Annotated in this window: 10 protein-coding genes; 9 read left to right on the top strand and 1 reads right to left on the bottom strand. The window is 69.1% G+C overall.

The genetic code is table 11. The features are described 5' to 3' along the window. Positions 1-81: 81 nt before the first annotated feature. The 8 genes from ACWAT3_RS05385 to ACWAT3_RS05350 all read left to right on the top strand — a co-directional run bounded on the left by ACWAT3_RS05385 (position 82) and on the right by ACWAT3_RS05350 (position 11,063). Positions 82-1,083, top strand: a complete 1,002-nt coding sequence (locus ACWAT3_RS05385; protein ID WP_460796510.1) for a LacI family DNA-binding transcriptional regulator — start codon at positions 82-84, stop codon at positions 1,081-1,083. A gap of 272 nt (positions 1,084-1,355) precedes the next feature. After that, positions 1,356-2,651 carry an ABC transporter substrate-binding protein gene (locus ACWAT3_RS05380; RefSeq protein ID WP_460796508.1) on the top strand — a complete coding sequence of 432 codons (1,296 nt, stop codon included), beginning with the start codon at positions 1,356-1,358 and terminating at the stop codon, positions 2,649-2,651. Between the two features lie 80 nt (positions 2,652-2,731). Further along, a complete protein-coding gene (locus ACWAT3_RS05375; RefSeq protein ID WP_460796506.1) occupies positions 2,732-3,727 on the top strand; it encodes a carbohydrate ABC transporter permease in 996 nt (331 codons plus the stop codon). Further along, entirely contained in the window at positions 3,724-4,659 is a 936-nt protein-coding gene (locus tag ACWAT3_RS05370; RefSeq protein WP_460796504.1) for a carbohydrate ABC transporter permease, read from the top strand. The genes ACWAT3_RS05375 and ACWAT3_RS05370 overlap by 4 nt, the downstream gene beginning before the upstream one ends. Positions 4,660-4,662: 3 nt before the next feature. Continuing rightward, positions 4,663-5,316 carry a DUF624 domain-containing protein gene (locus ACWAT3_RS05365; protein WP_460796502.1) on the top strand — a complete coding sequence of 218 codons (654 nt, stop codon included), beginning with the start codon at positions 4,663-4,665 and terminating at the stop codon, positions 5,314-5,316. A gap of 49 nt (positions 5,317-5,365) precedes the next feature. Next, positions 5,366-7,441 carry a beta-galactosidase gene (locus ACWAT3_RS05360; protein WP_460796500.1) on the top strand — a complete coding sequence of 692 codons (2,076 nt, stop codon included), beginning with the start codon at positions 5,366-5,368 and terminating at the stop codon, positions 7,439-7,441. A 15-nt stretch (positions 7,442-7,456) separates the two neighbouring features. Next, a complete protein-coding gene (locus ACWAT3_RS05355) occupies positions 7,457-8,743 on the top strand; it encodes an ABC transporter substrate-binding protein (RefSeq protein ID WP_460796498.1) in 1,287 nt (428 codons plus the stop codon). 100 nt (positions 8,744-8,843) lie between these two features. Further along, positions 8,844-11,063 carry a beta-galactosidase gene (locus tag ACWAT3_RS05350; protein ID WP_460796496.1) on the top strand — a complete coding sequence of 740 codons (2,220 nt, stop codon included), beginning with the start codon at positions 8,844-8,846 and terminating at the stop codon, positions 11,061-11,063. A gap of 9 nt (positions 11,064-11,072) precedes the next feature. Here the strand turns inward: ACWAT3_RS05350 and ACWAT3_RS05345 are convergent, their stop codons facing one another. After that, the gene (locus tag ACWAT3_RS05345) at positions 11,073-12,029 is read right to left on the bottom strand and encodes a LacI family DNA-binding transcriptional regulator (protein WP_460796795.1); all 957 of its coding nucleotides are present in this window, start codon (positions 12,027-12,029) and stop codon (positions 11,073-11,075) included. A 143-nt stretch (positions 12,030-12,172) separates the two neighbouring features. Here ACWAT3_RS05345 and galT point away from each other — a divergent pair, with 143 nt between their 5' ends. Then, the gene (gene galT / locus ACWAT3_RS05340; protein WP_460796794.1) at positions 12,173-13,351 is read left to right on the top strand and encodes a galactose-1-phosphate uridylyltransferase; all 1,179 of its coding nucleotides are present in this window, start codon (positions 12,173-12,175) and stop codon (positions 13,349-13,351) included. The last annotated feature ends 105 nt before the right edge of the window (positions 13,352-13,456 follow it).

Genomic DNA, 13,456 nt, shown 5'->3' with positions numbered 1-13,456 from the left:
GTGGCGGGATCGTCGGTGGTCCCGTCCGGAATTGTAGCGATACAATTCTGAGGAGGGCAACCGGAGCGGAAGGATGGGTGGATGACGACGATCCAGGACGTGGCCAAAGCCGCCGGTGTCTCGCCGATGACGGTCTCGAACGTCCTCAACGGCCACCCGCACGTGCGCGAGTCCACACGGCAGAAGGTCCTGACCGCGGTCGCTGAGCTGGATTACCGCGTTAACGCCGCGGCCAGGAACCTGCGCACCGGGCGCACGGGAACCATCGGCCTCGCCGTGCCGAACATCGGCGATCACTACTTCGCGCGCCTGGCCGCCCTCGTCGCCACGATCGCCGGCGAAGCGGGCTACCGAGTCGAGATCGAGCACACGGATGCCGTGCGCGAACGCGAGCTCGAGGCGATGACCCTGTCGCAGAATCGCATGCACGACGGGCTGCTGCTCTCCACCGTCGGCCTCGGCCCTGCGGACAAGCACCTGCTGCGGGTGGACTATCCGGTCGTGCTGCTCGGCGAGGGCATCTTCGACGGGCCGCTGGATCACATCGCGATGCCGAACGTCGAGGGCTCGCTCGCGGCGACCGCGCACCTGATCGCCCAGGGGTCGCGTCGCATCGCGATCTTCGACACCCGCGTCGCCGTCTCCGACACGGTGCGGGATCTGAGGCTCGAGGGCTACGAGCGGGCGCTGCGGGATGCCGGGATCGAACCCGATCCTCGACTCTTCTTCGACATCGCCGACTTCACGATGGCCGAGGGGCACCGTGCCGCCCAGCGGGTGGTCGAATCCGGCGTAGAGGTGGACGGCGTGTTCTGCCCGACCGACGGCGTCGCGATCGGTGCGCTGCGCGGCTTCGCGGATGCCGGCATCCGCGTTCCGGAGGACATCCGCGTGATCGGGTTCGACGACCTGCCCGAGAGCGATTACATCTCCCCCCGACTGAGCTCGGTCTCCCCCGCGCACGAGGTCACCGCCCGGACGGCCGTGACGTTCCTGCTGGAACGGATCCGCGGAACGGCACCCGATGCGGCGCGCGAGTTCGTGACGCCGTTCGAACTGCGCGCCCGCGCCTCGACGGCCTGACAGCCGCCCGGATCGGACGATTCACGACTCCGATGACGTTTCACGGTCCGATGGGCCGAATCCGTTCGTCATTCGTCATCGTGTTCGTGATTCGTCACCGCCGTCCGACGTTTACAACGTTGCACACCGTTATACGATCGAGGCTTGCGAAACGTTTTTATCTGAGCTACGTTTGCGGTAAGCGCTTTCCTGCACCAAGGAGCGCAAGCAAGACCCACCCCCGACGCTGAGGTTCCGTGGTCCGAACAGAGGCGTTCACAGAGAGGACAAAGATGTTCAACAAGAAGCGTGTGCTCGCGGCCGGCGCGTTCGCCGCCACCGCGGCCATCGTCCTGGCAGGCTGCTCGAGCAGCAGCGAGCCCGAGGCCGGAGCGACGTACGACCCCGATGAGAAGGTCACCCTCGACCTCGCCTTCTGGGGCAACGACGTGCGAGCCGAGCTGTACAACGAGGCGATCGCCGCGTTCAACGAGGAATACCCGAACATCAAGGTGAACGCCTCGTTCCTGGACTTCCCGGCGTTCTGGGAGAAGCGCCAGACCGAGGCCGCAGGCAAGAACCTGCCCGACGTCATGCAGTTCGACTACTCCTACCTGCGCCAGTACTCGCAGAACGGCCTGCTGCTCGACCTCGACCCGTACCTGGGCAGCATCATCCAGACCGACCCGCTGCCGCAGAACATCCTCGACATCGGCGTGGTCAACGACACCACCTACGGCATCGCGACGTCGACCAACGCCTGGGGCCTGTTCACCAACCCCGTCCTGCTCGAGACCGCGGGTGTCGAGAACTTCGGCGGCGGTTCGTGGGAGGACTACACCGACTGGATGGGCGAGGTCACCGACGCCAGCGGCGGCGCCTTCTGGGGCGGCGGCGACTACACCGGTCGCATCCAGAACTTCGAGCTGCAGCTGCGCTCCGAGGGCGAGGTCCTGTTCACCGAGGACGGCGAAGCCGGATTCGACGAGGACCGCCTCGCCGAGTTCTGGGAGTCCGGCCAGTCGATCCGCGACGGCATCGGAATCCCCCAGCAGCGCGTCGAGGAGGTCCTCCCGAAGGGCGGCTTCGACAGCGCGCTGACCGCGAGCGAGCTCACGTGGGACAACTTCGGCTCCGGCTACCTGGCCGGCCTCGGCGAGGGCTACACCGAGCTGAACCTCATCGCTCCCCCGGTCACGGAGGAGGGCACGAAGGACCTGTACCTCAAGCCGTCCATGCTGCACACGATCGCTGCGAACACCGAGCACCCCGAGGCCGCGGCGACGCTCGTCGACTTCCTCGTGAACTCGCCGCAGTCCGGTGAGATCTTCGGCACCAACCGCGGCCTGCCGGCATCCGAGACCGCACTCGAGGCGGCTGAGCTCGACCCGATCAGCCAGCAGGTGAAGGACTACGAGGAGTCGATCGCCGACCGCCTCGGCGACGCCCCGCCCGTGCCGATCGTCGGCTACGGCACGCTCGAGGAGAAGTTCCGCCAGCTCGGCACCGAGCTGAACTTCGGCACGATCACGGTGGACGAGGCTGTTTCGCAGTTCTTCGCCGAGATGGACGTCGTTCTCAACCAGTGATGAGTCTTCCGGGGCGGGTGTCGCGCCCGCCCCGGAATCCCATCGCCCCCTGCACTCTCGTTCCCGTATCGGAGTATCCCGTGAGCACCACAGCCACCCGTGTCATCGTGACCGGTGAGAAGCCGTCGAGTCGGTCTCTGTTCCGCCGCAACCGCCCTGAGCTCGATGATCGTCCTGGTCTTCGCCGACGCGCGATGCGCGAGACGGTCGCCGGATACGGGTTCCTGGTGCCGTGGCTGGTCGGGTTCTTCGGCTTGACGCTGATCCCGATGGCTTACTCGCTGTACCTGTCGTTCACGAGCTACAACATCTTCTCCCCGCCGAAGTGGATCGGGTTCGACAACTACGTCCGCATGTTCACTACGGATCCGGCGTTCATGCAGTCGGCGCAGATCACCCTGATCTACGTGCTGGTGGGCACACCGATCACGCTGGCCGCCGCCCTCGCGGTCGCGATGCTGCTGAACTACCGCGACAAGGGTGCGGGGTTCTTCCGCTCCGCGTTCTACGCCCCGTCGCTGATCGGCGGTTCGGTGTCTGTGGCGATCGTGTGGCGGGCGATGTTCGCCAACGACGGCCCCGTCGACAACTCGCTGTCCCTGTTCGGCATCGATCTGGGCGGCTGGATCGGAAACCCCGACCTGGTGCTTCCCGCGATGATCCTCCTCGCGGTGTGGCAGTTCGGCGCCACGATGGTCATCTTCCTCGCCGGCCTGAAGCAGATTCCGAAGGAACTGTATGAGGCGGCCGAGATGGATGGTGCGGGCCCCTGGCACCGGTTCCGGGCGGTGACGATGCCGATGCTGTCGCCGGTGATCTTCTTCAACCTGCTGCTGGGTCTGATCGGCGCGTTCCAGGTCTTCAGCTCGGCGTACATCATCTCCAACGGCTCCGGCGGTCCCGCCGGGATGACGAACTTCATCACCCTGTACCTGTACAAGCGCGGCTTCTCGGATGGCCAGATGGGCTACGCCGCCGCAATCGCATGGGTGCTGCTGGTGGTCGTCGCGATCATCGCCTTCATCCTCTTCCGCACCCAGCGATCCTGGGTCCACTACGCCGGAGACAACCGATGAGCATCTCGAACACGACCCCGACTTCGCCGTCCGCGTCGACCACGGTCTTCGCGCAGCAGCAGACCACCCCCAAGGCCCCCTCGCGACGGCCGATCAAGCGCAAGACCTGGCAGACGATCATCTGGTTCGTCGTCCTGATCGCCGTCACCGCTATCGTGCTCTACCCGCTGGTGTGGCTGCTGTTCTCGACCTTCAAGCCGAACAGCGAGTTCGGCTCCAACATGGGCCTGCTCCCCAACAGCCCCACCGTCGACAACTACGCCAAGGTCATGGAGGGCATCGCCGGGGTGCCGATGTGGCGGTTCTTCCTGAACTCGTTCATCCTCGCCGCCGGCGCCGTGATCGGCACCGTGCTCTCCAGCGCCCTCGCCGCCTACGCTTTCGCACGCATCCAGTTCAAGGGTCTCGGCATCCTGTTCGCCGCGATGATCGGCACGCTGCTGCTGCCGTTCCACGTCGTGATCATCCCGCAGTACATCATCTTCAACGAACTCGACCTCGTCGACACGTTCTGGCCGCTGCTGCTGCCGAAGTTCCTCGCCACCGAAGCGTTCTTCGTGTTCCTGCTCGTGCAGTTCATGCGTCAGATGCCGCGTGACATGGACGAAGCAGCCCGCATCGACGGCGCCGGCCACATCCGCATCTTCTGGGCCATCATCCTTCCGCTCATCAAGCCGGCACTCATCACCTGCTCGATCTTCGCGTTCATCTGGGCGTGGAACGACTTCCTCGGCCCGCTGCTCTACCTGACCAGCCCCGAGAACTACCCGCTGCCGATCGCACTGCGCCTCTACAACGACCAGACCTCCTCCAGCGACTACGGCGCCACCGTCACGGCATCCTTCATCGCCCTGCTTCCGGTCCTCGCCTTCTTCCTCGTGTTCCAGCGCTTCCTCGTCGACGGCGTCGCCACCCAGGGCCTGAAGGGCTGACCCATGGACCGCAGACAGCACCGCGCCGCCCGACGCGCCGAGGCCTCCGGCAGCGGCCCCACCCTCGACGGCCACGCCCCTGCGCGGTTCCCCGGGGCGAAGGGTGCGTTCGCGCTGTTCGGCGAGGTGCTGTGGACCGGTCTGCTGATCACGATCGCCGGGCTCCCGATCATCACTCTTCCGGCCGCGATCGCCGCCGGCATCCGGCACCTGCGCCGCTACATCGACGCCGAAGAATCCCACGCGAGCGCGTTCTGGGCCGACTGGCGGCGCGCACTGCTGCCCGGCGGCCTCGCCGTCGGCACCGCGACGGCACTCCTCGCGGCAGTGCTCATCATCGACGTCCAGGTCGCCGGCTCAGGCGCCCTGCCCGGTGGAACCGCCATCGCCGTCGTCGGATGGGCCGGCCTCGTCGTCACCGCGACGGCAGTGCTGCTCACCGCGAGCGCCTGGACCCCGGAGACCGGATGGCGCACCGCGATCAGCACCGCCTTCCGTACCGCGGCATCCGATCCGATCGGCACCCTCTATCTCGCCGTCGCGGCCGTCCTCGTCGGCGTCGTGACCTGGATGCTCATCCCCCTGGTCCTCGCCGGACTCGGCTGCGCCGCCTTCGCCGCCGTCACCGTCCCCGTGCGCCCCCGCCGCCGCGCCTGACCACCCACCCCTACGCAAGAACGACACGCAAGAACGAGGAGCGCTCGCTGTGCTGTACGGAGCCGACTACAACCCCGACCAGTGGCCTGAGGAGGTGTGGGACGAAGACGTCCGCCTCATGCAGGAGGCCGGCGTCAACATCGTCAGCCTCGGCATCTTCGCGTGGTCGCGCATCCAGCCCGCTGAGGGCGTCTGGGACTTCGGGTGGCTCGACACCGTGATCGACAAGCTGCACGCCGGCGGCATCCAGGTGAACCTGGCGACGGCCACGGCATCCCCTCCCCCGTGGGTGAGCGCGACGTACCCCGAGACGCTTCCCGTCGACGAGAACGGTGCATCCTACTGGCCCGGCAGCCGTCAGCACTTCGCCCCGTCGTCGCCGACGTACCGCCGGCTCGCCGGCGAGCTCGTGCGCCGTCTGGCCGAGCGCTACGCGCAGCACCCGGCCGTGGTGATGTGGCACGTCGGCAACGAGTTCGGCTGCCATCTCTGGATGGACTTCTCGGATGCCGCACGCGACGCGTATCGCGACTGGCTGACCCAGCGGTACGGAACGATCGACGCGCTCAACGCCGCCTGGGGGACGAGCTTCTGGTCGCAGACGTACGGCGCGTTCCACGAGATCTTCCCGCCCCGACTGGCGCCCTACAGCCACAACCCGTCGTCCATGCTGGACTGGCACCGCTTCACCAGCGACATGCTGCTGGAGTGCTACCTCGCCGAACGGCGGATCCTGCTCGACGCGGGCGCGACACAGCCGATCACGACGAACTTCATGGGTCCGTTCAAGCCGGCCGACTACCGCCGTTGGGCCCCGCACATGGACGTCATCGCGGACGACTGCTACCCCGACCCGGCCAATCCGCACCGCATCAGGGATGCCGCTTTCCAGCGCGACCTCATCCGCTCGCTCAAGCCCGGCGTGCCGTGGCTGCTCTGGGAGCAGGCGACGGATGCCGTGAACTGGCGCCCTGGGAACCCGGGCAAGCGTCCGGGCGCCCTCATGGCCGAGACCGCGCAGTCGATCGCCCGCGGTGCGGACGGGATCATGTTCTTCCAGTGGCGGCAGTCCCGCGCCGGCAGCGAGAAGTTCCACTCCGCGATGCTGCCGCACGCCGGCACCGAGACGCGCACCTGGGGCGCCGTCACCGAGCTGGGCGCTCGTCTCGCGGCTCTCGGCGATCTGCCCGCACCCGGGCGCGACGCCCAGGTCGCACTGGTGTTCGACTGGGAGAACTGGTGGGCCGTCGAGGAGCGGGATCACCCGACCGAGATCGACTACCTCGCGCTCACCCTGGAGTGGTACGGCGCGTTCCACGACCGCGGCATCCAGGTCGACATCATCGCACCGGAGGATGCCGGAACCGGCTACGACCTCGTGGTCGCGCCGGTCCTGTACCTGCTGCGGGACGAGGGCGCCGCGACGATCGCGCGCTTCGTCGAGGACGGCGGGACGCTGATCACCGGCCCCTTCACCGACATCGTCGACGAGCACGATCAGTTCCGCACCGGCGGATTCCTGACGCTGCTCGGGGACGTGGTGGGGCTCCGCTACGAGGACTTCGGCGCGCTCGCTGGCGAATCCACCGGCGGCAGCGGCGTGGGTGCGCTGAGCGCCGATGCCGCCCAGGCCGCTCGGTCGGCCGCGGCACGCGGCACGGCGTCGTTCTCGTTCGAGGGCACCTCGCACACGGGTCGACTCGTCGCCGAAAGCGTGCATGCGGCCGGAGCGACGGTGCTCGGCGCCTTCACGACGGGACTGCAGGCCGGGTCGCCGGCGGTCACCCGCAATCGCTTCGGCGCCGGCGAGGCCTGGTACGTGGCGACCCAGCCCGATCACGACGCCATCGCGGCCATCGTGGAGGCGGTCGTCGCAGCATCCGGAGTCCGTCCTGTCGTGGGCGACCTGCCCGACGGTGTGGAGGCTGCCAGGCGCGGCGAGCTCGTGACCCTGATCAACCACGGGGACGACCCCGTGGTTGTCGCCGTCAGCGGAACCGATGCCGAGAGCGGAGCTGCCGTCGCGCAGGTGCTGCTCGAGTCCCAGGGCGTCGCCTTCGTCCTCTCACCCATCGAGGCGCTCCCCGCCGGTGCCGGCACGCTCGCCGGCACCGCCCATCGCTGAATCCAGGAGAACACCATGCCCACACCCCGTCGTCTTCTCGCCGCCGTCGCGCTGGCGTCCGGCGCAGCGCTCGTGCTCGCCGGCTGCGGCAGCGCGGACGCCGACTCGTCCGACGCGTACGACCCCGATGAGAAGGTCACGATCAACTACGCCTTCTGGGGCAACGACGATCGAGCGACCCGGTACAACGACCTCATCGAGGCGTTCAACGAGGCGTACCCGAACATCACGGTGAACGTGTCGTTCTCCGACTTCCCCAGCTTCTGGGAGAAGCGTCAGACCGAAGCCGCCGGCGGCGGTCTGCCCGACGTGTTCCAGTTCTCCGACAGCTACCTGCGTCAGTACGGCGAGTCCGGCAACCTGCTGGATCTCGCGGAGGTCTCGGACTACATCGACATGTCGACGTTCGACGATTCACTGCTCGGCACCGGCGCGCTGGGCGACGTGCAGTACTCCCTGCCCACCGGCTACAGCCTGTGGGCGAACTTCGTCAACGACGATCTGCTGGCCACGGCCGGGGTCGAGGCTCCGGAATCCGGCACCTCGTTCGAGGCGTTCGACGAGTGGATGGCGTCGGTCACGGATGCCACCGGCGGCGCCGTGTACGGCGGCACCGACTACACGCAGCGCATCCAGCTGTTCGAGCTGCAGCTGCGCGCCGAGGGCGGCAACCTCTACACCGAGGACGGCGAGCTCGGCTTCACCGAGGACGAACTGCGCGCGTTCTGGGAGTCCGGCGAGGCGATCCGCGACGGCGTCACGGTGCCGCAGCAGAGGCTCGAGGAGCTCTCGCCGAAGTCCGGCTTCGGCGCCGGGATCACGGCGAGCGAGATGAGCTGGAGCAACTTCCTCGGCGGCTACCTCGCCGATTCCGGATCCTCGTCGATCTCGATCGTCGCGCCGCCGACCGCGAAGGAGGGCTCGAAGGATCTGTACCGCCAGGCGGGCCTCCAGGTCGCGATCGCGGAGAACACCGAGCACCCCGAGGCCGCGGCGATCTTCCTCGACTTCGTCGTGAACAGCGAGGCGGCCGGTGAGATCTTCGGCACGACGCTCGGCTTCCCGGCCTCGTCGTCGAAGCTCGAGGGCACGACGCTGGAAGGCGCGGACAAGCAGGTCGCGGACTACATCGAGGCTTCGGCTGACCGCATCGGCGACGCTCCGCCGGTTCCCGTCGTCGGCTACGGCTCGCTCGAGCAGACCTTCTGGGATCTCGGCAAGTCGATCGGCCTCGGAGCCGTCTCGATCGATGACGCGGTGACGCAGTTCTTCGCCGAAGCGGACGTGATCCTGGGCAATTGAGGCCCCACAGCCCGCCCGCGAGAGGGCAGTTCGGCACAGTGCGACGGCGCGCGACCGCGTCGAACTGCTCTTTCCTCTCCGTTCTCCCTGGAGGTACCCCGTGCTCGACCCCCTGCACCTCGACGCGACCGGCCACGGCCGCGACGAACGCCGCCCGCGCATGGCGAACGACGTCGACCACCGGCCGGGCCTGAACCTCACGAACCGTGCGCTGGTGCGCGAGGGGATGCCGTGGCTGCCGGTCTCCGGAGAGATGCACTACAGCCGCGTTCCGCGCGAGCGCTGGACCGAGCGGCTGCGGCTCATGCGCGCGGGAGGCGTCACGGTCGTGGCGACATACGTGCTCTGGCTGCACCACGAGCCGGTCCGCGGGCAGGCCTCCTTCGCCGGGGATCTCGACGTCGCCGCCTTCATCGACGCGGCCCATGCCGAGGGGCTGGAGGTCGTGCTGCGCATCGGGCCGTGGGCGCACGGCGAAGCGCGCAACGGCGGCTTCCCCGATTGGGTGCAGGATGCCGATGTGCGGCACCGCACCGACGACCCCGGCTACCTCGCGCTCGTCCGCGAATGGTTCCGGACGCTCGGCGACGCGCTCGACGGCCGCGCGCGGCCCGACCGGCTGCTCGGCATCCAGCTCGACAACGAACTGTACGACCAGCCGGGGCACCTGCTGACCCTGAAGCGCCTGGCCCGTGAGGCCGGGCTGTCCGCACCGCTGTGGGCCGCGACCGCGTGGGGCGGCGCGCAGCTGCCGGACGAAGAGGTCCTCCCGCTGTGGGGCGGGTACGGCGACGGGTTCTGGGTGGACCCCGACCAGCCGTGGGATCCCACTTTCCGAGCGCACTACTTCTTCTCGGATGAGTGGGACGACCCCGGGATCGGCGTCGACGTCCGCGGGGCAGAGGCGTCGCATCGATCGACGCTCTCGGAGTGGTTCCCCGCGGCGACGTGCGAGCTCGCCGGCGGCATGGCCACCGCGTATCACCGCCGCCCTCGCCCCGCGGCTCTCGACGTCGCCGCGATCGCGCACGCGAAGCTCGGCAGCGGCTCGGCCTGGCAGGGGTACTACATGTATACCGGAGGGACGAACCCGCGTCCCGGCCTCGAGGAGACGCAGTCGACCGGCTATCCGAACGACATGACGCGGATGAGCTACGACTTCCACGCGCCGATCGGCGAAGCGGGCCGGGCAGCCGCCAGCCACGCCGCGCTGCGGGTGCAGCATGCGTTCGCCGCCGCGTTCGGCGACCGGGTCGCGCCCGCCACGGCGCACTTCCCTCGGGTGCGGCCGACCGGAGTCGAGGATGCCGAGACGCTGCGCTGGACGGTCCGCGGCGGTTTCGCCTTCATCGGCTGGCATCAGCCGCATGTGCCGCTGCCCACGTACTTCCGTGCTCGGTTCGAGGTGGTCATGGATGCCGAGACCCTCGTCTTCCCGAGCATGCCGATCGATATCCCCGCCGGGACGCTCGCCCGCTGGCCGCTCGCGCTCGACATCGAGGGGACCGAGATCACGTGGGCGACGGCATCCGCTCTGACCGTGCTGCCCGGCGACCTGCCGACGCTCGTGCTTCTCGAGGATGCCGGGATCCCCGTGGAGATCGCGCACGACGGCGTCGTCCGGCAGATCGAGCCGGGTGGCGCCGCCGCCCGGGTCGGCGGCATCGATGTGCTCGTCCTCCCCGCTGAGGACGCCGCCCGCGTCTGGGTCGTCGAGACCGGAGGGCGCCGGCTGCTCGTCTCGGAGGACGAGCTCACCTGGGATGCCGAGGGGACCGTGTCCGTGCGGAGCTCGGGCGCTCGCCCTGATGTCCGCGAATACGCCGACGCGGCCTGGCGCGAGCTGCCGCTGCAGCACGTCTCCGGGTCGACGATCGAGGCCTCGGTGCCGGTGCGGGAGGTGCGCGCCGCGTCCACCCCGTCGGGAGACTACGGCTCGCGCGCCGGTCGGCAGGCCGCGCCGTCGGATGCCGAGTTCGTTGCGCATGCCGCGGTGTTCGCGCTGGATGCACCCTCGGGGACAACGGATGATGCCGTGCTGATCGTGCGCTGGGCCGGCGACGTCGCGCAGCTGCGCGTGGACGGCAGGTCAGCGACCGATCGCTTCTGGGACGGGTCGGACCTCGTCGTGAATCTTCAGGACGTGGGCGCGGATGCCGGGTCAGTGGTCGAGCTGCACGTGCTTCCCCTGCGCCGTGACAGCGGCGTGCATCTGCCGGTGGATGCCGCGGATCGGTTGGCCTCGGCATCCGAGGTCCTGTGCGCTGTCGATTCCGTGGAGCTGTCGCAGCGGGCGCTGTGGAGCGAGATCCGTACCTGACGCGCGGCGTCAGCGCGCTGCGTGGCTCTTCCGCTCGATGAGCGTCGTGCCGATCACGCCGCCGGTGGTTTCGCCGCCCTCGATCTCCGCCACCAGCGCGGCCACGGCTCGGTGCGCGAGGGCGGCGAAGTCCTGCCGGATCGTGGTGAGCGGAGGGCGGTAGTTCGCGGCATCCGGAACATCGTCGAAGCCGATCACCCCCACGTCCTCGGGCACCCGGCGCCCGGCATCCGCGAGCGCCCGCAGCAATCCGAGCGCCATCTGGTCGTTCGCACAGAACACGGCGGATGCCGCGGCGAGCGCGTCTGCGGCGGAGTACCCGGAGTCCGCGGACCAGTCGCCCCGGACGATCGCGGGCGGCTCGACACCGACCGCAGTCAGCGTCTCGCGCCAGCCGCGTTCGCGCTCGGCGGCGGCGAACGAGTCAGCGGGACCCGCGAGATGGTGGACCTGCGCGTGTCCGAGAGCGAGCAGTCGAGTGGTGGCACGTGCTGCTCCGCCGGCGTGATCGCTGCGCACGGTCCGGAGACCGGCGTCGTCCGCGGCATCCACGACGACGAGGCGGAGCCTATCCGGCCGATCGGATGCCGAGACCTGCGCGGATGCCTCGTTCAGCACGATCGCCCCGTCGACGCCCTGGTCGGCGAGACGGTGGAACGCGCGGCTCACGCCGTCGGCGCCTGCCGCCGTGACGACCATGAGCGCGTAGCCGCGTTCGTCCGCCGCCTCAGCGGTGGCCTGCAGCATCCGCGAGTTCCCGACCGTGGCGAGGGTCGTGACGACCAGGCCGATCGTCTGCGAACGGCCGGTGCGCAGCGCGCGAGCGGCGGGATGCGGGCGGTAGCCGAGCTCGGCCATCGCCTGCTCGACGCGCGACCGGGTCGCCGGGTCCACGCGCGGGCTGTCGTTCACCACGCGCGACACGGTCTGGCTGGACACCCCGGCGAGCGCGGCGACCTGCGCCATCGAGATGCGTCCGGACGGAGTACGTCCGGAAGGCGTGCGTCGCCCCGCGGGCGTGGTGTGCTCGTCCGTCATGGTCGTCCTCCGTTCATCACTCGTCCGTGTTGACGTTACCATCGGCCAGGAGGTACCGTGTTTACGTGAACATGCACGAATCCGCGGAGTCGCGAACGACCGAACTCGCCGCCGGCATCGTCAAGCGGGCGACGGCCCTCGCCGATGGCCGGGAGCTCATCTACTTCGATGACCCCGGTACGGCCCTCGGCGCCGAACGCTCTGTCGACGCCCGGGCACTCGACCCGCGCCCCGAGACCGCGTCCATGCGCCTCGACGTCCTCACCGGCGACTGGATCACGGTCGCCGCGAACCGGCAGAACCGCGTGATGATGCCGTCCGCCGACGCCGACCCGCTCGCACCGCAGACGCCGACGAATCCGTCCGAGATCCCCTCGCGCTACGACGTCGCGGTGTTCGAGAACAGGTCGCCCGCATTCGGCCCCGCACTGCCCGAGGGGTTCGGCGGGGTGCCGGTCGCGGCTAATCCTCCGCGGGGGCTCGACGATCTCGCCGCCCTCGGCCTCGAGCGCACCCGCACCTCGGTCGGCCGCTGCGAGGTCGTCTGCTTCAGCCCTGAGCACTCCGGTTCCTTCGGCACGCAGACCGTCACGCGTGCACGCACGGTCATCGAGGCGTGGGCGGATCGCACCGCCGCTCTGTCGCAGATTCCTGGCATCGAGCAGGTCTTCCCGTTCGAGAACCGTGGTGAGGCGATCGGCGTGACGCTTCCGCATCCGCACGGCCAGATCTACGCCTACCCGTACGTCACCCCGCGGACGACCAGGGTGCTCGACAGCATCGACCGCACCGCCCCTGATCTGTTCCAGCGGATCCTCGAGAGCGAGCAGAAGTCCGATCGGGTGGTCCTGCAGGGCGAGCACTGGACGGCGTTCGTGCCGTTCGCCGCCCGCTGGCCGCTCGAGGTGCACCTCATGCCGCACCGGCACGTCGCCGACTTCGCCGAGACGACGGATACCGAGCGCGACGAACTCGCCCCGCTGTACCTCCGGCTGCTGCGCGGCGTCGACGCGCTCTACGACACCCCGACGCCGTACATCGCCGCCTGGCACCAGGCGCCTGTGCGCGTCGGGCGGGACAGCGTGCGGCTGCACCTGCAGCTGACCAGCCCGCGCCGCGCCGCCGACAAGCTGAAGTTCCTGGCCGGCAGCGAGTCGGCCATGTGGGCGTGGACGGCCGAGATCCCGCCGGAGAAGTCCGCCGAACGGCTGCGCGAGGCCATCGCGTCGGTCCCGACGCCCGCACCCTGACCCGCACCGTCGGAGAAATCCCCACGGTCGGATGCTTTCCGGCATCCATGTCCGACATCGCGTACTTCTCCGACGCAAAGACACGCACGCGCAACCGCGACACAC

The sequence above is a fragment of the Microbacterium sp. GXF0217 genome, from assembly GCF_054798195.1.
The sequence above is the reverse complement of the archived record's forward strand: the minus strand, read 5'-3'. Positions and strand labels throughout refer to the sequence as shown.

What these genes read in the sequence shown, in the direction of transcription:
- ACWAT3_RS05385 (WP_460796510.1), top strand. Translation starts at nt 82, where the DNA reads ATGACGACGATCCAGGACGTGGCCAAAGCCGCCGGTGTCTCGCCGATG.
- galT (WP_460796794.1), top strand. Translation starts at nt 12,173, where the DNA reads ATGCACGAATCCGCGGAGTCGCGAACGACCGAACTCGCCGCCGGCATC.
- ACWAT3_RS05370 (WP_460796504.1), top strand. Translation starts at nt 3,724, where the DNA reads ATGAGCATCTCGAACACGACCCCGACTTCGCCGTCCGCGTCGACCACG.
- ACWAT3_RS05380 (WP_460796508.1), top strand. Translation starts at nt 1,356, where the DNA reads ATGTTCAACAAGAAGCGTGTGCTCGCGGCCGGCGCGTTCGCCGCCACC.
- ACWAT3_RS05365 (WP_460796502.1), top strand. Translation starts at nt 4,663, where the DNA reads ATGGACCGCAGACAGCACCGCGCCGCCCGACGCGCCGAGGCCTCCGGC.
- ACWAT3_RS05355 (WP_460796498.1), top strand. Translation starts at nt 7,457, where the DNA reads ATGCCCACACCCCGTCGTCTTCTCGCCGCCGTCGCGCTGGCGTCCGGC.
- ACWAT3_RS05345 (WP_460796795.1), bottom strand. Translation starts at nt 12,029, where the DNA reads ATGGCGCAGGTCGCCGCGCTCGCCGGGGTGTCCAGCCAGACCGTGTCG.